This window comes from Bacillus sp. YBsi01 (genome assembly GCF_038406745.1).
GTDB lineage: Bacteria > Bacillota > Bacilli > Bacillales > Bacillaceae > Bacillus > Bacillus siamensis.
In genome coordinates, this window is the sequence record NZ_CP151679.1 from 754,898 (window position 1) to 775,409 (window position 20,512).

General features: G+C 46.1%; 19 protein-coding genes. All 19 read left to right on the forward strand.

Annotation, left to right across the window (positions count from 1 at the left end; genetic code table 11):
• Nucleotides 1–8: 8 nt before the first annotated feature.
• The 19 genes from tsf to rpsO all read left to right on the forward strand — a co-directional run bounded on the left by tsf (nt 9) and on the right by rpsO (nt 20,352).
• Entirely contained in the window at nt 9–890 is an 882-nt protein-coding gene (gene tsf, locus AADZ70_RS04205) for a translation elongation factor Ts (protein WP_047474979.1), read from the forward strand.
• Between the two features lie 145 nt (nt 891–1,035).
• Nucleotides 1,036–1,758 carry a UMP kinase gene (gene pyrH / locus AADZ70_RS04210; protein WP_016936098.1) on the forward strand — a complete coding sequence of 241 codons (723 nt, stop codon included), beginning with the start codon at nt 1,036–1,038 and terminating at the stop codon, nt 1,756–1,758.
• A gap of 2 nt (nt 1,759–1,760) precedes the next feature.
• Nucleotides 1,761–2,318, forward strand: a complete 558-nt coding sequence (gene frr, locus AADZ70_RS04215) for a ribosome recycling factor (protein ID WP_016936097.1) — start codon at nt 1,761–1,763, stop codon at nt 2,316–2,318.
• A 125-nt stretch (nt 2,319–2,443) separates the two neighbouring features.
• Nucleotides 2,444–3,226: an isoprenyl transferase gene (locus AADZ70_RS04220; RefSeq protein ID WP_016936096.1), complete on the forward strand. Its 783-nt coding sequence runs from the start codon at nt 2,444–2,446 to the stop codon at nt 3,224–3,226.
• A gap of 3 nt (nt 3,227–3,229) precedes the next feature.
• The gene (locus AADZ70_RS04225) at nt 3,230–4,027 is read left to right on the forward strand and encodes a phosphatidate cytidylyltransferase (RefSeq protein WP_016936095.1); all 798 of its coding nucleotides are present in this window, start codon (nt 3,230–3,232) and stop codon (nt 4,025–4,027) included.
• A gap of 55 nt (nt 4,028–4,082) precedes the next feature.
• Nucleotides 4,083–5,234 carry a 1-deoxy-D-xylulose-5-phosphate reductoisomerase gene (gene dxr, locus AADZ70_RS04230; RefSeq protein WP_049628479.1) on the forward strand — a complete coding sequence of 384 codons (1,152 nt, stop codon included), beginning with the start codon at nt 4,083–4,085 and terminating at the stop codon, nt 5,232–5,234.
• Nucleotides 5,235–5,240: 6 nt separating this feature from the next.
• Complete coding sequence (gene rseP, locus AADZ70_RS04235; protein ID WP_342007768.1) at nt 5,241–6,509, forward strand: RIP metalloprotease RseP; 1,269 nt, start codon at nt 5,241–5,243, stop codon at nt 6,507–6,509.
• 31 nt (nt 6,510–6,540) lie between these two features.
• Nucleotides 6,541–8,235, forward strand: coding sequence for a proline--tRNA ligase (proS, locus tag AADZ70_RS04240; protein WP_016936092.1), 1,695 nt, complete (start codon nt 6,541–6,543; stop codon nt 8,233–8,235).
• 111 nt (nt 8,236–8,346) lie between these two features.
• Nucleotides 8,347–12,660 carry a PolC-type DNA polymerase III gene (locus AADZ70_RS04245; protein ID WP_342007769.1) on the forward strand — a complete coding sequence of 1,438 codons (4,314 nt, stop codon included), beginning with the start codon at nt 8,347–8,349 and terminating at the stop codon, nt 12,658–12,660.
• A 240-nt stretch (nt 12,661–12,900) separates the two neighbouring features.
• Nucleotides 12,901–13,371 carry a ribosome maturation factor RimP gene (gene rimP / locus AADZ70_RS04250; protein WP_016936090.1) on the forward strand — a complete coding sequence of 157 codons (471 nt, stop codon included), beginning with the start codon at nt 12,901–12,903 and terminating at the stop codon, nt 13,369–13,371.
• Between the two features lie 39 nt (nt 13,372–13,410).
• Nucleotides 13,411–14,532 (forward strand): transcription termination factor NusA, encoded by a 1,122-nt coding sequence (gene nusA / locus AADZ70_RS04255; RefSeq protein ID WP_016936089.1) that lies wholly within the window; start codon nt 13,411–13,413, stop codon nt 14,530–14,532.
• A gap of 13 nt (nt 14,533–14,545) precedes the next feature.
• Nucleotides 14,546–14,821: a glucose-induced regulator RulR gene (rulR, locus tag AADZ70_RS04260; protein ID WP_003154193.1), complete on the forward strand. Its 276-nt coding sequence runs from the start codon at nt 14,546–14,548 to the stop codon at nt 14,819–14,821.
• Nucleotide 14,822: 1 nt separating this feature from the next.
• Entirely contained in the window at nt 14,823–15,125 is a 303-nt protein-coding gene (locus AADZ70_RS04265) for a YlxQ family RNA-binding protein (protein WP_003154192.1), read from the forward strand.
• Between the two features lie 19 nt (nt 15,126–15,144).
• Nucleotides 15,145–17,298: a translation initiation factor IF-2 gene (infB, locus tag AADZ70_RS04270; RefSeq protein ID WP_064778918.1), complete on the forward strand. Its 2,154-nt coding sequence runs from the start codon at nt 15,145–15,147 to the stop codon at nt 17,296–17,298.
• Entirely contained in the window at nt 17,295–17,573 is a 279-nt protein-coding gene (locus AADZ70_RS04275; protein ID WP_016936087.1) for a DUF503 domain-containing protein, read from the forward strand. Before infB ends, AADZ70_RS04275 begins: the two co-directional genes overlap by 4 nt.
• 16 nt (nt 17,574–17,589) lie before the next feature.
• A complete protein-coding gene (gene rbfA, locus AADZ70_RS04280) occupies nt 17,590–17,943 on the forward strand; it encodes a 30S ribosome-binding factor RbfA (protein ID WP_003154185.1) in 354 nt (117 codons plus the stop codon).
• 83 nt (nt 17,944–18,026) lie between these two features.
• A complete protein-coding gene (truB, locus tag AADZ70_RS04285; protein ID WP_060962774.1) occupies nt 18,027–18,956 on the forward strand; it encodes a tRNA pseudouridine(55) synthase TruB in 930 nt (309 codons plus the stop codon).
• A gap of 19 nt (nt 18,957–18,975) precedes the next feature.
• The gene (ribF, locus tag AADZ70_RS04290) at nt 18,976–19,917 is read left to right on the forward strand and encodes a bifunctional riboflavin kinase/FAD synthetase (RefSeq protein ID WP_016936085.1); all 942 of its coding nucleotides are present in this window, start codon (nt 18,976–18,978) and stop codon (nt 19,915–19,917) included.
• A gap of 165 nt (nt 19,918–20,082) precedes the next feature.
• Entirely contained in the window at nt 20,083–20,352 is a 270-nt protein-coding gene (rpsO, locus tag AADZ70_RS04295; protein ID WP_003154182.1) for a 30S ribosomal protein S15, read from the forward strand.
• The last annotated feature ends 160 nt before the right edge of the window (nt 20,353–20,512 follow it).

Sequence of the window (20,512 nt, forward strand, 5' to 3'; positions counted from 1 at the left end):
GAATTTAAATGGCTATTACTGCACAGCAGGTAAAAGAACTGCGTCAAAAAACAGGCGCTGGTATGATGGACTGTAAAAAAGCGTTGACTGAAACTGACGGAGATATGGACAAAGCAATCGACCTTCTGAGAGAAAAAGGAATTGCGAAAGCAGCTAAAAAAGCTGACCGTATCGCTGCTGAAGGTTCTACTCTTATTAAAACTGACGGCAACAAAGGCGTTATCTTAGAAGTAAACTCTGAAACTGACTTCGTTGCAAAAAACGAAGGCTTCAAAGAGCTTCTGGACACGCTTGCTGACCACCTTCTTACAAACGCTCCTGCTGATCTTGAAGAAGCAATGGGACAAAAGATGGAAAACGGTTCTACTGTTGAAGAATACATCACAAGCAACGTTGCTAAAATCGGAGAGAAAATCACTCTTCGCCGTTTTGCTGTTCTTACAAAAGAAGACAGCGAAGCGTTCGGTGCTTACCTTCACATGGGTGGCCGCATCGGCGTATTATCTGTTCTTAGCGGAACAACTGACGAAGATCTTGCAAAAGACATCGCAATGCATGTTGCGGCGGTAAATCCTCGTTACATTTCACGCGACCAAGTGTCTGAAGAAGAAGCAAACCACGAGCGTCAGATCCTGACTCAGCAAGCTCTTCAAGAAGGCAAACCGGAAAACATCGTAGCTAAAATGGTTGAAGGCCGTCTGAACAAATTCTTCGAAGAAATTTGCTTATTAGACCAAGCTTTCGTTAAAAACCCAGACGAAAAAGTGAAACAAGTTGTCGCTGCGAAAAACGCATCTGTTAAAACTTACGTCCGCTACGAAGTTGGAGAAGGTATTGAAAAACGCCAAGAAAACTTTGCTGAAGAAGTTATGAATCAAGTGAAAAAATAATGGCGGAAAGCCTCGGCGAATCTTTCGCGGCTTTTCAGGCAGTATAGGGGACACTACTTGTGTTCCCTATTTTTAAAACTATATTTACAAACTTTTTTTTCTCTTGCATAATAGGAAACGGCAATGTTTACACTTGGAGGTTATTATGGAAAAACCAAAATACAATCGTATCGTTTTAAAGCTTAGCGGAGAAGCGTTGGCAGGAGAACAGGGAAACGGGATTAATCCGACTGTCATCCAATCCATAGCTAAACAGGTAAAAGAAATCGCTGAGCTTGACGTCGAAGTGGCCGTAGTCGTAGGCGGCGGCAACTTATGGCGCGGAAAAACAGGCAGTGACTTAGGAATGGACCGTGCGACTGCCGATTATATGGGCATGCTTGCCACTGTCATGAACTCACTTGCCCTGCAGGACAGTCTTGAAACTCTCGGAATCCAGTCCAGAGTGCAGACATCAATTGAAATGCGTCAGGTCGCTGAGCCTTACATCAGAAGAAAAGCCATCCGCCACCTGGAGAAAAAACGCGTTGTGATTTTTGCCGCGGGAACAGGAAACCCTTATTTCTCTACGGACACAACCGCAGCGCTGCGTGCCGCTGAAATCGAAGCGGATGTGATCTTAATGGCGAAAAATAATGTCGACGGTGTGTATAATGCTGATCCGAGAAAAGATGAGTCAGCCGTTAAATACGAACAATTATCTTATCTCGATGTGTTAAAAGACGGGCTGGAAGTCATGGATTCTACGGCTTCTTCACTATGTATGGATAATGATATTCCGCTGATCGTCTTTTCTATTATGGAAGAAGGAAATATTAAGCGTGCCGTAATCGGCGAATCAATCGGAACGATCGTAAGGGGGAAATAACGTTGTCAAACGAAGTATTAACACAAACAAAAGAACGCATGGAAAAAGCGGTTGCCGCTTATTCACGGGAATTGGCGTCAGTCCGCGCAGGACGTGCCAACCCGTCTCTATTGGATAAAGTGACAGTAGAATACTACGGTGCCCAAACACCTTTAAACCAGCTGTCTTCCATCAATGTGCCTGAAGCGCGTATGCTTGTTGTCACACCGTATGACAAAACAGCAATCGGCGATATTGAAAAAGCGATCCTGAAAGCTGATCTTGGCGTAACTCCGACAAGTGACGGCACAATTATCCGCATCGCGATCCCGGCTCTGACGGAAGAAAGACGTAAAGAACTTGTCAAAGTCGTGAAAAAATATGCGGAAGAAGCGAAAGTAGCAGTCCGTAATGTCCGCCGTGACAGCAATGATGAACTCAAGAAGCTTGAGAAAAACGGAGACATTACAGAAGACGAGCTTCGTGCTTCCAGTGAAGATGTTCAAAAGCTGACAGATGAATATGTGTCAAAAATTGACAGCGTCACAAAGGACAAAGAAAAAGAAATCATGGAAGTTTAATGAAAAACTATGTACAATAGATAATGTGAAAAGACCCTCTCATGTTTACAGGGGGTTTTTTTGTTAATACTGTTGATTACATTGATCATCAGCAATGCAACCTTTTTGGGTGACGGAGGAATCTCATGCTCAACATACTCAAAAATTGGAAGAATCAGCAGAATGCGGCTTCCAACTTAGAACGGTATACAAAAGAAGACATACTGAAGGGTGAAATTCCCGCACACATCGCCATTATTATGGACGGAAACGGGCGCTGGGCGAAGAAACGCTCACTTCCGCGGATTGCCGGACATCATGAAGGAATGAAAGTGGTAAAAAGGGTGACAAAGCTCGCAAATCAGCTCGGCGTCAAAGTTTTGACGCTTTATGCGTTTTCCACGGAGAACTGGAAGCGCCCGAAGATGGAAGTCGACTTTTTAATGAAGCTTCCGGAAGAGTTCCTGAATACGTACCTTCCTGAATTAATAGAGGAAAATGTACAGGTGAAAATTATCGGAGATGAATCTGCGCTCCCTTCTCATACGTACAGGGCGATTGAGAAGGCTGTAAAAGATACAGAACAAAATGACGGGCTGATTCTCAATTTCGCTTTGAACTACGGCGGGCGCACGGAAATCGTCAATGCGGCAAAAGCATTGGCCGAACAGGTGAAAAGCGGCACGCTGAATATCGAAGACATTGATGAAGCGCTCTTTTCCGGGCATTTAATGACAGAATCACTTCAGGATCCGGAGCTCCTTATCAGAACGAGCGGAGAAATCAGACTGAGCAATTTTATGCTTTGGCAGGTGGCTTACAGTGAATTTGTTTTTACAGATGTCCTGTGGCCCGATTTTAAAGAAGATCACTTTCTGCAGGCAGTGGGAGAATTTCAGCAGCGGGGCCGGAGGTTTGGCGGAATTTAGAGGATGGTGGAAATGAAACAAAGATTGTTAACGGGTGTTCTGGCAGCGGCACTATTTTTATTTTTGGTTATTTTCGGAGGATTGCCGTTCACCGTATTTGTTTACGTGATGGGAAGTATAGCGCTTTTTGAGCTTTTGCGGATGAAAAAGCTCAGATTTTTTTCTTTTCCGGGGCTGATCAGCCTCTTGCTGTTATGGCTGTATATGATGCCGGATGAGTATCATTTTTTTGACGCGAAAATGGAAGTGACGATTTTCGCCGTACTGATACTTCTCAGCTATACGGTGCTTGTGAAAAACACCTTTACGTTTGACGAAGTCGGGTTCATCGTCCTCGCGACGGTATATATCGGACTGTGTTTTCATTATTTTATTGAAATCAGAAACATTGAAACAAACGGGCTTTTGTATATCTTTTATGCCTGCGTTGTCATATGGTCAACAGACTCGGGCGCATATTTCGTCGGAAAGTCGCTCGGGAAGCGGAAGCTGTGGCCTGAAATCAGTCCGAACAAAACGGTGGAAGGGTTTCTTGGCGGTATTGCGATCGCTCTTATTTTTACGGCTGTTTTCCAGCTGTTTGCGCACCTTCCGATTTCATACCCGATTCTTTTGGTCATCACACTTGTTCTGTCTGTTTTCGGACAGATCGGGGATTTGGTTGAATCAGCGCTTAAGCGGCACTATGATGTGAAGGATTCGGGAAAAATCCTTCCCGGGCACGGCGGCATTTTAGATCGATTTGACAGCTTTTTGTTTGTCATGCCGTTCTTATACTTTCTGCTTGCGCTTTTTTCATGAGAAAGGCTAATATGAAAACAAGACCGATCTGGACGCATAGAATGGGAGTGGCATTTTGAAGAATATTTGTCTTTTAGGAGCAACAGGATCAATAGGAGAGCAGACGTTAGACGTATTGCGCATGCATCAAGATCAATTCCGTCTCGTCTCGATGACTTTCGGTAAAAATGCCGAGAAAGCGATACCGTTGATCAGAACGTTTCAGCCGAAATATGTAGCAGTCGGCGACATGGATACATATCAAAAAGTGAAAGAGGTGTCTTTTTCTCATGAATGTCAAATCGGCATCGGAGAAGAAGGCCTGATTGAAGCGGCAGTCATGGATGAAGTGGATATCGTGGTCAATGCGCTGCTCGGAAGCGTCGGTTTAATTCCGACTTTGAAAGCGATTGAACAGAAAAAAACAATTGCGCTTGCAAATAAGGAAACTCTCGTCACTGCCGGGCATATAGTGAAAGGACACGCAAAACAATACGGCGTTCCTCTTCTTCCGGTCGACAGCGAACATTCCGCTATTTTTCAGGCGCTGCAAGGCGAACAGAGCAAAAATATCGAGCGTCTGATCATTACAGCATCCGGCGGCAGTTTCAGAGATAAAACGCGGCAGGAGCTTGAGTCTGTAACGATTGCCGACGCCCTTAATCACCCGAACTGGTCGATGGGCGCAAAGATTACGATTGACTCGGCTACAATGATGAATAAAGGGCTTGAAGTCATTGAAGCGCATTGGCTGTTTGACATTCCGTATGAACAGATTGACGTTGTTTTACATAAGGAGAGCATCATTCATTCGATGGTTGAATTTCACGACAGAAGCGTCATCGCCCAGCTCGGAAATCCGGACATGAGGGTGCCGATTCAATACGCGCTGACATATCCGGACCGGCTGCCTCTGCCTGAAACAAAAAGGCTTGAATTATGGGAGATCGGAAGCCTCCATTTTGCGAAAGCTGACTTTGAAAGGTTCCGCTGCTTACAATTTGCCTTTGAATCAGGTAAAATAGGGGGAACGATGCCGACGGTTTTAAATGCGGCTAATGAAGAAGCAGTTGCCGCTTTTCTTGGCGGACGGATTTCGTTCTTAACGATTGAAGATCTGATTGAAAAAGCATTGAACCGCCACAGCGTAATTCAGGATCCGAGTCTTGCGGATATCCAAGAAGTGGACAAAGACACCCGGGGATACGTTAATTCAATACTCACATAAGGTGGTATGTTCGTGAATACAGTTATCGCGTTTATTATTATTTTCGGAACGCTCGTTTTCTTCCATGAGCTGGGGCATTTACTGCTCGCCCAAAGAGCGGGAATCCTTTGCCGTGAGTTTGCGATCGGCTTTGGGCCCAAAATCTTCTCATTTAAAAAGAATGAAACCGTGTATACGATCAGGCTCCTTCCGGTCGGCGGGTTCGTCCGCATGGCCGGTGAAGATCCGGAGATGATTGAAGTCAAACCGGGTTATACCGTCGGTCTTCTTTTTAATAAAGACGACGAAGTGGAAAAAGTCATCATTAATCAAAAGGAAAAATACCCCGACGCTTTAATTATCGAGGTAGAGACGGCTGATCTTGAGCACGAAATGAAGATTACCGGGTACGAGCAGGGGAAAGAAGATGAGCTGGCGGCCTTTACTGTCAGCCAGACCTCTTTTTTCATCGTAGACGGAGAAGAAGTGCAGATTGCGCCTTACAACCGTCAATTCGGTTCAAAACCCGTATGGCAGCGGATTAAGGCGATTGCTGCCGGTCCGATTATGAACTTCATCTTAGCGTATGTCATTCTCGTCATGCTTGGATTTATTCAGGGTGTGCCTTCGAATCAGCCTGAGCTCGGGAAGCTGACAGACAATGGACGTGCTGCGGCTGCCGGTTTACAAGAAGGCGACTATATCCAGAGCATTAACGGTGAAAAAATGCGGTCATGGACTGACATCGTGACAGCGGTAAAAGACAATCCCGGGAAAAAAATCGATGTCGCCGTCAAACGGGACGGCAAATCGTTTCATATCTCGGTTACCCCTGAAGCCGTAAAAGATGAAAACAAAAAAACAATCGGCCGCTTCGGCTCTTATGCGCCGACTGAAAAAGGCGCGCTCGCAGCGATCGCTTACGGCGCGACATCTACTGTTGATGTCACAAAGGCGATCCTGACCAACTTAAGCAAAATCGTGACAGGCCAGTTTAAGCTTGATATGCTTTCGGGTCCTGTGGGGATTTATGATATGACGGATCAGGTTGCAAAAACCGGCATCATCAATCTATTCCAGTTTGCGGCATTTTTAAGCATCAACCTTGGAATCGTCAACCTGCTGCCGATCCCGGCGCTTGACGGCGGACGGCTGCTGTTTTTATTCATTGAAGCAATCCGCGGTAAGCCGATTAACCGTGACAAGGAAGCATTTGTCGTATTTATCGGCGTAGCTTTCTTAATGCTTCTTATGCTGGTTGTCACATGGAACGATATCCAGCGTTTATTCTTATAATTGACTAGTAAAAAATCAGAGGTGCGAAGACATGAGACAAAGTTTGACGCTTATTCCGACCCTGAGAGAAGTGCCGGCTGATGCTGAAGCAAAAAGCCATAAGCTTCTGCTGAGAGCGGGATTTATCAGACAAAATACGAGCGGGGTTTACAGCTACATGCCCCTTGCTTACAGGGTCATTCAAAACATTCAGAAGATCGTGCGTGAAGAAATGGAAAAAATCAACGCGGTGGAAATGCTGATGCCGGCCCTTCAGCAGGCTGAAACATGGCAGGAATCAGGCAGATGGTATACGTACGGGCCTGAATTGATGCGTCTGAAAGACCGTCACGGCCGCGAATTTGCTTTAGGCGCGACGCATGAAGAAGTCATTACTTCTCTCGTGCGCGATGAGGTGAAATCTTATAAGCGTCTGCCGCTCACTCTTTACCAGATCCAGTCTAAATTCAGAGATGAAAAACGCCCGCGTTTCGGGTTATTGCGGGGACGCGAATTCATCATGAAAGATGCGTATTCTTTCCATGCCTCTGAAGAAAGTCTGGAGGAAACATACCAAAACATGTACGGCGCATACAGCAGCATTTTCGCACGGTGCGAATTAAACGTCCGTCCCGTTATCGCTGACTCAGGCGCAATGGGCGGAAAAGACACGCATGAATTTATGGCTCTTTCCGAAATAGGGGAAGACACCATCGCTTATTCCGATGAATCCTCTTACGCAGCCAACACGGAAATGGCCGAAGTTGTCATGAAAAGCGAGCCTTCCAATGAAAAACCCGAGGCGCTGGAGAAAATTGATACGCCGAATGTTAAAAGCATTGAAGAGCTGGCTTCTTTCCTTCAGATTGAACCGAGCGCCTGCATCAAATCCATGCTGTTTAAAGCGGATGACCGGTTTGTTCTCGTGTTAGTAAGAGGCGATCATGAGGTCAATGACGTAAAAGTGAAAAACCTTCTAAACGCGGAAGTGGTTGAGCTTGCGTCTCATGAAGAGGTAGCGGAGAAGCTTGGCACGGAGCCGGGATTTGCGGGGCCGATCGGCGCTGCCGGCGACATTGAGATTTATGCCGACCAGGCTGTGAAAGTCATGGTAAACGCCGTAAGCGGCGCGAATGAAAAAGACCGCCATTACAGAAACGTAAACATCGAACGCGATGCGTCTGTAAAAGCATATGCCGATCTTCGAATCATTCAGGAAGGCGATCCGTCACCTGACGGAAAAGGCAAGATCCGCTTCGCTGAAGGAATTGAGGTCGGACAAGTCTTTAAGCTCGGTACGCGTTACTCTGAAGCGATGAATGCGACATACCTTGATGAAAACGGGCGTGCGCAGCCGATGCTGATGGGATGTTACGGAATCGGCGTATCAAGAACGCTTTCAGCAATCGCCGAACAGCACCACGACGAAAAAGGCCTGATCTGGCCGAAAAGCGTTGCTCCGTATGATCTTCATATTTTGGCGCTGAATATGAAAAACGAAGCGCAAAAAGAGCTTGCCGAGCAGCTATACGGTAAACTCCAAGCCGAAGGTTATGAGGTGTTATACGATGACCGCGCTGAACGCGCAGGCGTGAAATTTGCTGACTCTGACCTGATCGGCCTTCCGATCCGCATCACTGTCGGTAAACGTGCAGATGAAGGCATCGTAGAAGTAAAAATCCGCAAAACCGGTGAATCTGCCGAAGTTTCAGTGGATGAGCTTTCTGAATTTATCAAGACGAAGTAATCACCATAACGAATCGTACAAAATCATGTTAAAATAGAGAAAAAAGAAGGTACCTCATCACCTGCGGAGGTACCTTCACTTATGATGTTTTAAGGGAGGGATACTGTCTGAATGGAACAGTTATCAGTAAACAGAAGACAGTTTCAGATTCTTCTTCAGCAGCTTAATATGACAGATGATACCTTCATGACATACTTTGAAGACGGAGAGATTGATAAACTGACAATCCATAAAGCAGAAAAGGCCTGGCATTTTCAATTTCGCTTTAAGGCTCTTTTGCCGTATCAAATATATGACTCATTCATGATGAGATTAACACAATCGTTTGCTCACATTGCCCGGGTCACGTCGTCCATTCAAGTCATTGATCCTAGAGTCTCAGAGAAGCTTGTACAGGATTATTGGACACGCTGTATCGAAGAGCTTGAAGGAACCTCGCCGCCGATGGTGGCACTTTTGAATCAGCAGAAACCGAAGCTCAAGGGAAACAAGCTGATCGTGAAAACAAAAACAGATACAGAAGCATCGGCGCTCAAAAATAAATACAGCGCTCTGATTCAGCACAGCTATCGCCAATTCGGTTTTCCGGAACTGCAGCTGGATACCGAAACTTTCGTGTCTGACCAAGAAGTCCAGAAATTCCGCGAGCAAAAGCTTGCTGAAGATCAGGAGCGGGCGATGCAGGCGCTTATCGAAATGGAGAAGAAGGAAAAAGAGGGCGATGAGGATCAAGCGCCATCCGGCCCGCTTGTCATCGGCTATCAAATTAAAGAGAACGAAGAAATCCGGACGCTTGACAGCATCATGGATGAAGAAAGAAGAATTACGGTGCAGGGCTATGTGTTTGATGCTGAAACACGCGAGCTGAAAAGCGGACGCACGCTCTGCATTTTCAAAATCACGGACTATACAAACAGTATTTTAGTAAAAATGTTTGCAAGAGAAAAAGAAGACGCCGCTTTGATGAAAACACTGAAAAAGGGCATGTGGGTGAAAGCGCGGGGAAGCATCCAAAACGATACATTCGTCAGAGACCTCGTCATGATTGCAAATGACGTGAATGAAATTAAAGCGGAAACCCGTGAAGACACGGCTCCTGAAGGCGAAAAGCGGGTAGAGCTTCATCTGCATTCCCCGATGAGTCAAATGGACGCTGTAACGGGAATCGGAAAGCTTGTCGAACAGGCGAAAAAATGGGGGCATGAAGCGATTGCCTTAACTGATCATGCCGTCGTGCAGTCCTTCCCGGATGCCTATTCTGCCGCGAAAAAACACGGCATTAAAATGATTTACGGAATGGAAGCCAACATCGTAGATGACGGCGTTCCGATCGCATACAATCCAGCTCACCGTCTCCTGGAAGAAGACACATACGTCGTCTTTGACGTTGAAACGACAGGTCTGTCCGCAGTGTATGACACGATCATTGAGCTGGCCGCAGTCAAAATAAGAGGCGGAGAAATCATTGATAAATTTGAAGCGTTCGCCAATCCGCATCATCCGCTGTCAGCAACGACGATAGAGCTTACCGGGATTACGGATGACATGGTCCGCGACGCTCCCGATGTCGTTGACGTCGTCCGGGATTTTAAAGAATGGATTGGCGATGATGTGCTTGTGGCTCATAACGCCAGCTTTGATATGGGATTTTTAAATGTAGCGTACAAGCGCCTTCTGAAAACGGAAAAAGCGAAAAATCCGGTCATTGATACGCTGGAACTCGCGCGTTTCCTGTATCCTGAATTTAAAAATCACCGCTTAAATACGTTATGTAAAAAGTTTGATATTGAATTAACCCAGCATCACCGTGCGGTCTTTGACGCTGAAGCAACGGGATACCTGCTGTTGAAAATGCTCAAAGACGCGGCTGAAAAAGATATTTTTTATCATGATCAGCTGAATGAGAATATGGGACAATCCAATGCTTACCAAAGATCGAGACCTTATCACGCAACATTGCTTGCCGTAAATGAGACCGGCCTGAAAAATCTGTTTAAGCTCGTGTCGATTTCTCATATTCAATATTTCTACAGAGTGCCGCGCATTCCGAGGTCACAGCTTAATAAATACAGAGAAGGCCTGTTAATCGGCTCTGCCTGTGACAGGGGAGAGGTTTTTGAAGGCATGATGCAAAAATCACCTGAAGAGGTTGAAGATATCGCATCCTTCTATGACTACCTTGAAGTGCAGCCGCCGGAAGTATACAGACACCTGCTGCAGCTTGAGCTCGTCCGGGATGAAAAAGCGCTGAAAGAAATCATCGCCAACATTACGAAGCTCGGGGAAAAATTGAATAAGCCGGTCGTTGCTACGGGAAATGTCCACTATTTAAACGATGAGGATAAAATTTACCGAAAGATCTTAATTTCTTCCCAAGGCGGCGCCAACCCGTTAAACAGGCATGAACTGCCAAAAGTGCACTTCAGAACGACAGATGAAATGCTGGAGGCTTTCTCTTTTCTGGGTGCGGAAAAAGCGAAAGAAATCGTAGTTCATAATACGCAGAAAGTCGCTTCGATGATCGAAGAGATCAAGCCGATTAAAGACGATCTGTATACGCCGAAAATTGAGGGTGCTGATGAAGAAATCCGTGAAATGAGCTATCAGCGCGCGAGAAGCATTTACGGTGAGGAGCTTCCCGAAATTGTTGAAGCGAGAATAGAAAAAGAATTAAAAAGCATCATCGGCCACGGATTCGCCGTTATTTATCTCATTTCACATAAGCTTGTCAAACGGTCTTTGGATGACGGCTATCTCGTCGGCTCCCGTGGGTCCGTCGGTTCATCACTTGTGGCGACCTTAACGGAAATTACTGAAGTGAACCCGCTTGCTCCGCATTATGTGTGCCCGAGCTGCCGGTATTCCGAATTCTTTAATGACGGATCAGTCGGTTCCGGTTTTGACCTTCCGGATAAAAGCTGCCCGTCTTGCGGCACTCCTTTGAAAAAGGACGGACATGATATTCCGTTTGAAACGTTCTTAGGCTTTAAAGGTGATAAAGTACCCGATATCGACTTGAACTTCTCAGGTGAGTATCAGCCGCATGCCCATAACTACACGAAAGTGCTGTTCGGGGAAGATAATGTTTATCGCGCGGGAACGATCGGCACCGTTGCGGAAAAGACGGCTTACGGATATGTGAAAGGCTATGCGGGCGACCACAACCTTCATATGCGCGGCGCGGAGATCGACCGCCTTGTACAGGGCTGCACCGGCGTTAAGAGAACGACCGGCCAGCACCCGGGGGGCATTATCGTTGTGCCGGATTACATGGATATTTACGATTTTTCACCGATTCAATTCCCTGCTGATGCGACGGGGTCTGAATGGAAAACGACTCACTTTGACTTCCACTCCATTCATGACAACCTGCTGAAGCTTGATATATTGGGACACGATGATCCGACAGTCATCCGGATGCTTCAGGATTTAAGCGGAATTGATCCGAAGACGATTCCGACAGATGATCCGGAAGTCATGAAGATTTTCCAAGGCACAGAATCGCTCGGCGTCACTGAAGAACAGATCGGCTGTAAAACGGGGACGCTCGGCATTCCTGAATTCGGGACGCGATTTGTGCGGCAGATGCTTGAGGATACGAAGCCGACGACGTTCTCTGAGCTTGTCCAGATTTCCGGGCTTTCCCACGGAACGGACGTATGGCTCGGCAATGCGCAGGAACTGATACACAACAATACGTGTGAACTGAGCGAAGTGATCGGCTGCCGTGATGACATTATGGTTTACCTGATTTATCAGGGCCTTGAGCCTTCACTGGCCTTTAAGATCATGGAATTTGTCCGTAAAGGCAAAGGCCTGACGCCGGAATGGGAAGAAGAAATGAAAAAGAACAATGTGCCGAACTGGTATATTGATTCATGCAAAAAAATCAAATACATGTTCCCGAAAGCCCACGCCGCCGCATACGTATTAATGGCGGTGCGGATTGCATACTTTAAAGTGCATCACGCGCTTTTATATTATGCTGCGTATTTTACCGTGCGCGCAGATGACTTTGACATTGATACGATGATTAAGGGCTCGACTGCCATCAGAGCGGTTATGGATGATATCAGCTCTAAAGGGCTTGATGCTTCGCCGAAGGAAAAAAACCTCCTGACCGTGTTAGAGCTTGCGCTTGAAATGTGTGAACGCGGCTATTCTTTCCAGAAGGTCGATCTATACCGTTCCAGCGCTTCGGAATTTATCATTGACGGCAACAGTCTGATTCCGCCGTTCAACTCGATTCCGGGGCTTGGAACCAATGCCGCTCTCAATATTGTAAAAGCGCGGGAAGAAGGAGAGTTCCTTTCAAAAGAGGACCTTCAAAAACGCGGAAAAGTGTCAAAAACCATTTTAGAGTATTTAGACCGCCACGGCTGTCTGGAGTCGCTCCCGGATCAAAATCAGCTGTCTCTGTTTTAAGCTTTGAGGACAGCCGTCTGAGCGGAGTTTGATTTGCATTAAATATATGGTTATGGTATAGTTTTATTGGAAATGCTAACGATTACCGAGGCAAAGAGTGGGGAAACCCGCTCTTTTGTATTGAACAGGCAATTTTGCCTCGACATGTCCATCGTTTTCTCAAAGCCCCTGCTCTTTAGAAGCAGGGTTTTTATGCAGAGGAACGGCTGATATGATATCGACAGCACAAGGAGGAAAAACATGAGCAAAAAAGTGACTGATACCGTTCAAGGAATGGCTCAGCCCATACTGGATGACCTTCAGCTTGAACTCGTAGACATTGAATTTGTCAAAGAGGGTCAAAACTGGTTCCTTCGCGTGTTTATTGATTCCGATAACGGTGTTGATATTGAGGAGTGCGCCAAAGTCAGCGAAGCGTTAAGCGAAAAGCTGGATGAGGCCGATCCGATCACTCAGAACTACTTTCTTGAAGTATCTTCTCCTGGAGCCGAGCGTCCATTAAAGAAAAAAGCCGACTTCGAAAAATCACTGGGTAAAAATGTGTACATGAAAACGTACGAACCGATTGACGGTTTAAAAGTGTTTGAAGGCAAATTGGCTGAATTTGATGGACAAACTGCTACAATAGAGATGACAATTAAAACAAGAAAGAAACGGGTCAATATTCCGTATGAAAAAATAGCTAACGCAAGATTAGCTGTAACATTTTAATCAATGAAGTATTAGTGTTTAAGGGGGGAGACCGCTAACATGAGCAGTGAACTATTAGATGCCCTCACGATTCTTGAAAAAGAAAAAGGCATCAGTAAAGACATTATCATCGAAGCAATTGAAGCTGCCTTAATTTCTGCGTATAAGCGAAATTTTAACCAGGCGCAAAACGTACGGGTCGATCTGAACCGTGAAACGGGCACCATCCGCGTGTTCGCAAGAAAAGACGTCGTAGACGAGGTATACGATTCAAGGCTTGAAATCTCGCTTGACGACGCTCAGCACATCCATCCGAACTACCTTGTCGGAGATGTCGTTGAAATAGAAGTAACGCCGAAAGACTTCGGCCGCATTGCCGCGCAGACGGCGAAACAAGTTGTGACGCAGCGTGTCCGTGAGGCTGAGCGCGGCGTGATTTACTCGGAATTTATCGATCGTGAAGAAGACATCATGACGGGAATTGTACAGCGCTTAGACAGCAAGTTTATTTACGTGTCTCTCGGCAAGATTGAAGCGCTGCTGCCCGTTAATGAACAAATGCCGAATGAGAGCTATAAACCTCACGATCGGATTAAAGTATTTATCACAAAAGTCGAAAAAACGACAAAAGGGCCGCAGATCTACGTATCAAGAACGCATCCCGGTCTTTTGAAGCGTCTTTTTGAAATCGAAGTGCCGGAAATTTATGACGGAACGGTCGAGCTGAAATCCGTTGCCAGAGAAGCGGGCGACCGCTCCAAAATCTCTGTCCGCACTGATGATGCTGACGTTGATCCCGTCGGTTCATGCGTCGGGCCTAAAGGCCAGCGCGTGCAGGCGATCGTCAATGAACTGAAAGGCGAAAAAATTGATATCGTCAACTGGTCTGATGATCCGGTTGAATTTGTTGCCAATGCGCTCAGCCCATCTAAAGTGCTGGATGTCATCGTCAACGAAGAAGAAAAAGCCACGACTGTCGTTGTTCCTGATTACCAGCTTTCTCTGGCGATCGGAAAAAGAGGGCAAAACGCCCGCTTAGCTGCGAAACTGACAGGCTGGAAAATTGATATCAAAAGTGAAACGGATGCAAGAGAACTTGGCATCTTTCCGAGAGAGCATGAAGAAGATGACGATTTAGAGCCGCTCTTTATGGAGCCTGAAACAGCCGAATCGGATGAATAAGAGGTGACTTTAGGTGAATAAGCGAAAAAAAATTCCTCTGCGTAAATGTGTGGTAACGGGGGAAATGAAGCCTAAAAAGGAACTGATCCGAATTGTCCGTTCAAAAGAAGGAGAGATTTCAGTCGATCCGACAGGCAAGAAGAACGGGCGGGGTGCCTATATCACCCTGGAGAAAGAATGCATCTTAGCTGCGAAAAAGAAAAACACATTGCAAAATCAATTTCAATCACAAATCGATGACCAGATTTTCGAAGAATTGCTGGAACTGGCGGAAAAGGTGAAAAAATAACATGTCTGGAATGGAATGGTTTCCCTTGCTGGGTCTGGCCAATCGAGCTCGTAAGGTCGTGTCGGGCGAGGACTTGGTTATAAAAGAAATTAGAAATGCGCGTGCAAAACTTGTTCTGCTGACAGAAGATGCATCTGCGAATACTGCAAAAAAAGTATCCGATAAATGCAATTATTATAAAGTACCTTATAAAAAAGTCGAAAGCCGCGCGGATCTCGGCCGCTCTATCGGCAAGGAATCACGTGTCGTTGTCGCCGTCACTGACCAAGGTTTTGCGAATAAGCTGATCAGCTTGCTCGATTAATATTTTTGGGGGTGAACGAATGGCTAAAATGAGAGTATACGAATATGCAAAAGCCATCAATGTTTCAAGTAAGGAAATTTTGACTGCGCTGAAAAACATGGATATAGTAGTAAATAACCATATGGCAACGCTTGAAGAAAAGACCATTAAGCAGCTTGATGCGAAATTTAAAAAAGGCGGCGCCGGCGTTAAATCTCAAAAGCCTGCGGAAACGAACAAAAACAAGCAGCCGCAAGGGGTTAATCAGCAGCCTGCTGGGAATCAACCAAACAAAATTCGAGACGGAAAGAAGAATGACGTGCAGAATAATCAATTTAACAAAAACAAGAAGAATAACAACAACAACAAAAACAAAAACAAACGCAATCATAACAACAAAAATCAGCATCAGCAAAAACCGCTGAAGCCGAAAAAAGAGCTTCCTGAGAAAATTACGTTTTCCGGCTCTTTAACAGTCGGAGCTTTAGCCGAGGAACTGGGCAAAGAGCCGTCTGAACTCATTAAAAAACTGATGCTTCTGGGCGTAATGGCTACGATTAACCAGGAGCTTGACAAAGACACAATCGAACTGATCGCATCTGAATACGGTGTGGAAACAGAAGAAGTGATTGTGCTCGAAGAAACTGAGCTTGAAAAGTATGAAGAGGCTGACAAAGAAGAAGATCTTCAAATCCGTCCGCCTGTCGTGACAATCATGGGCCACGTTGACCACGGGAAAACGACCCTTCTTGACAGCATCAGAAAAACAAAGGTTGTTGAAGGAGAAGCGGGCGGAATCACCCAGCATATCGGGGCTTACCAGATCGAAGAAAACGGCAAAAAAATCACGTTCTTGGATACACCGGGACACGCGGCGTTCACAACGATGCGCGCGCGCGGAGCGGAAGTAACCGATATTACCATTTTAGTCGTAGCGGCCGATGACGGCGTTATGCCGCAAACGGTCGAAGCCATCAACCATGCGAAAGCGGCTGAGGTTCCGATTATCGTTGCCGTGAATAAAGTGGATAAAGAGAGCGCGAACCCTGACCGTGTCATGCAGGAGCTGACTGAATACGGACTCGTTCCTGAAGCATGGGGAGGAGAAACGATTTTCGTTCCTCTGTCCGCGCTTACAGGCAAGGGAATTGACGAGCTTGTCGAAATGATTCTGCTTGTCAGTGAAGTGGAAGAGCTGAAAGCCAATCCGAACCGTCAGGCAAAAGGAACGGTTATTGAAGCTGAGCTCGATAAAGGAAGAGGATCTGTCGCGACACTTCTCGTTCAAACGGGAACATTGCATGTCGGAGATCCGATCGTTGTCGGAAACACATTCGGCCGCGTGCGGGCCATGGTCAATGATCTCGGCCGCCGCGTGAAAACAGCCGGACCGTCCACACCTGTAGAGATCACGGGGTTAAACGACGTACCGCAGGCTGGCGATCAATTCCTCGTCTTTAAAGACGAAAAAACAGCCCGTTCTGTCGGTGAAGCGCGCGCTTCCAAACAATTGGACGAACAGCGCAGCGACAAGGCGAAGCTGAGCCTCGATGATCTGTTTGAACAAATTAAACAAGGTGATGTCAAAGACATCAACTTAATCGTAAAAGCGGACGTTCAAGGTTCTGCAGAAGCGTTAACGGCCGCTCTTCAAAAAATTGAAGTAGAAGGCGTAAAAGTGAAAATCATTCACACAGGCGTCGGTGCGATTACGGAATCAGACATCATTCTCGCATCTGCTTCAAATGCAATCGTTATCGGGTTTAATGTGCGCCCAGACGGAAATGCTAAGAGCACGGCTGAAGCAGAAAATGTAGATATCCGCCTTCACCGTATCATTTACAAAGTCATCGAAGAAATTGAAGCGGCGATGAAAGGAATGCTTGATCCTGAATACGAAGAAAAAGTCATCGGCCAGGTTGAAGTGCGCCAAACATTCAAAGTGTCGAAAATCGGCACGATTGCCGGCGGATATGTAACAGACGGCCACATTACACGTGACAGCGGACTCCGCTTGATCCGTGACGGCGTCGTTATCTTCGAAGGCGAAGTAGACGTTCTGAAACGCTTCAAAGATGATGTGAAAGAAGTTTCACAAGGATATGAATGTGGTATTACAATTAAGAAATACAATGACATTCGCGAAGGTGATATCCTTGAAGCGTATGTCATGCAGGAAATCGAAAGAAAGTGATCGGATTTGCGGAATGTGAATGCATCATTTACGATGCGGGATCATTAAAGGAGAAACGGGCCGTTCTGAAGCGGATTATAACGAGGGTCCGGAATAAGTTCAACGTGTCGGCCGCAGAAATCGGCTATCAGGACACTTGGCAGAGGACCAGCTTCGGAATCGCCGTCGTCTCCTCCTCTCACGTTCAGGCGGAAAAGGAGATTCAGCGCGTACTCGCGTTTATTGACTCCTTTCCCGAAATAGAACGGACGATCACTAGAACAGAGTGGTTTTAACTTAGAGGTGATTGAATTGAGTATGAGAGCAAACCGTGTCGGCGAACAGATGAAAAAAGAGCTCGGAGATATTATCAGCCGAAAGCTGAAAGATCCGAGAATCGGATTTCTGACTGTAACAGACGTACGTGTTTCAGGTGATTTGCAAATAGCGAAGGTGTATATCTCCGTTCTCGGCGGAGAGAAAAAGAAAGAGGAGGCGCTGAAAGGGCTTGAGAAAGCGAAGGGATTTATCCGTTCTGAAATCGGCAGCCGAATCAGACTCCGCAAAACGCCAGAGCTTGAATTTGAATTTGATGAATCAATTGAATACGGCAACCGTATTGAAACACTGATTCACGAACTGCATTCAGATAAACCGTCTGAATAACGGGAAAAGAGGATGGGCGTTGTCGTCTGTCCTCTTTTCTGCGTTTTACAGGGATACAATGATAACAAAGGAGCGAAAGACAGATGGTTAACGGAGTTCTCCTTTTACATAAACCGGTCGGCATGACTTCTCACGACTGTGTAATGAAAATAAGAAAACTGTTAAAAACAAAGAAAGTCGGGCATACGGGAACGCTTGATCCGGAAGTGTCAGGCGTACTGCCGATCTGTGTCGGACGGGCCACAAAGATTGTTGAGTACGTCACCGACAAATCAAAAACGTACGATGCTGAGATCACTCTCGGTTTCTCCACATCGACTGAAGACCAGACGGGGGAAACCGTCAGCGTAAAACCTGTCAAGGAGCCGATAAAAGAAGCGGATATCAAAGCCGTTTTAGACGAACTGAAGGGGCCGCAGGAACAAGTGCCGCCGATGTATTCCGCGGTCAAGATCAACGGGAAAAAGCTCTACGAATATGCCAGAGCCGGTATTGAAGTGGAACGGCCGAAGCGGAATATCACGATTGAGGATATCGCGCTTACTTCACCTGTCACTTATAAGGATGATACAGCGTCATTCCGTTTCACAGTCACGTGCTCAAAAGGCACTTACGTCAGAACATTGGCGGTGACAATCGGTGAAAAGCTTGGCTATCCCGCTCATATGTCCCACCTCATCCGCACCGCTTCCGGCGATTTCAGCCTGGATGAGTGTTTTACATTTGAAGAGCTTGAGCAGCAGGTTTCAGCCGGCACGGTTGCAGAGCATGCGGTGCCTATCGAAAGAGCGCTCAATCATTTGCCGAAATGGGTCATAAGTGATACATTAGCTAAGAAAGCTGAAAACGGGTCAGTGTTTGACATACCGGCGGAATTTTCTGCAATGACAGCTGACGCCCGTATAGCTGTCTGTACCGAAGCCGGAGAATGTGTGGCCATTTATATGCCGCACCCTTCAAAACATGGACTGCTGAAACCGGCTAAAGTGCTGATGCAAAAAAGCGAACAATAAGAAAAAAGGTGACCGTTCTGTGAAGACGATACATATTTCTCATCCGCATCATTTACAAAAAGAAGAGCAGCCGGCGTCTGTCATGGCCCTCGGCTACTTTGACGGCGTTCATTTGGGACACCGGAAAGTAATCGGAACAGCCAGACAAATTGCCGAAGAAAAAAACCTGTCGCTTGCCGTCATGACGTTTCATCCGCACCCCTCCCATGTTCTGGGCAGAGACAAAGAGCCAAAGGATCTGATTACGCCGCTTGAAGATAAAATCAGCCAGATCAGCCGTTTAGGCGCTGATGTGCTGTATATCGTAAAGTTTGATGAATCGTTTGCGGCTCTTTCTCCAAAACAGTTTGCCGAGGAGTATATTTTAGGATTGAACGCCCGGCACGCGGTGGGAGGCTTTGATTTTACGTACGGAAAATACGGAAAAGGCACGATGGCTACGCTGCCGGACGATTTAGACGGCAAGGCCGAATGCACGACTGTCGAAAAACAGACCGAGCAGGACAGAAAGATCAGCTCAACTTATATCCGGTCAGCGCTGCAGGATGGCGACGTGGAGCTGGCACACACGCTCCTCGGCCAGCCGTATTTTATCAGGGGCACTGTGATCCACGGAGACAAAAGAGGCCGCACCATCGGCTTTCCGACGGCGAATATCGGTCTGCACAACAGTTATATCGTGCCGCCGACAGGCGTGTATGCCGTGAAGGCCGAAATAAAAGGCAGGGTGTATGAAGGCGTCTGCAATATCGGCTACAAACCGACCTTTTATGAAAAGCGTCCCGATCAGCCGTCAATTGAAGTTCATTTATTTGATTTTCAACAGGATGTATACGGAGAAGACGTTAAAATCGAGTGGTATAAACGCATCCGGAGCGAACGGAAGTTTAACGGCATCGACGAACTGACGGCTCAGATTGAGAAAGACAAACAAGAAGCGATCCGTTTTTTCAGCAAATAACGGAAAAAACATCAAAAGTACACAAATTTTATTCTAAAAGATTTGCATATGGGCGCGATTTTTAGTATCATATGTTTCGTAGTCTTAAAACCATTGCTTGGCAATCCGAAGTCACCGACGGTTGCTAGGTAACTGGGGCTAATTATAATATGGAGGTGAAACAGGATGGCAATTACTCAAGAGCGTAAAAATCAACTCATCAGTGAGTTCAAAACACACGAATCTGATACTGGATCTCCAGAAGTTCAGATCGCTATCCTAACAGACTCAATTAACAACTTGAACGAGCATTTGCGTACTCATAAGAAAGATCACCACTCACGTCGCGGTCTTCTTAAAATGGTAGGTAAACGTCGTAATCTTCTTACGTATCTGCGTAATAAAGACGTAACTCGTTACCGTGAGTTAATTAACAAACTAGGCTTACGTCGATAATCGTAAAAAGCGGGAGGATTCCCGCTTTTTTATCGTATTAAAGCGAAAAAAATAATAATAAAAAAACAATGAAATCCTTTTACATACTACTTTGACATTGATATGTTCAATTCATTTCGTTCATAATAGGAGTAATTGATTATTTCACACATTAAGAGAG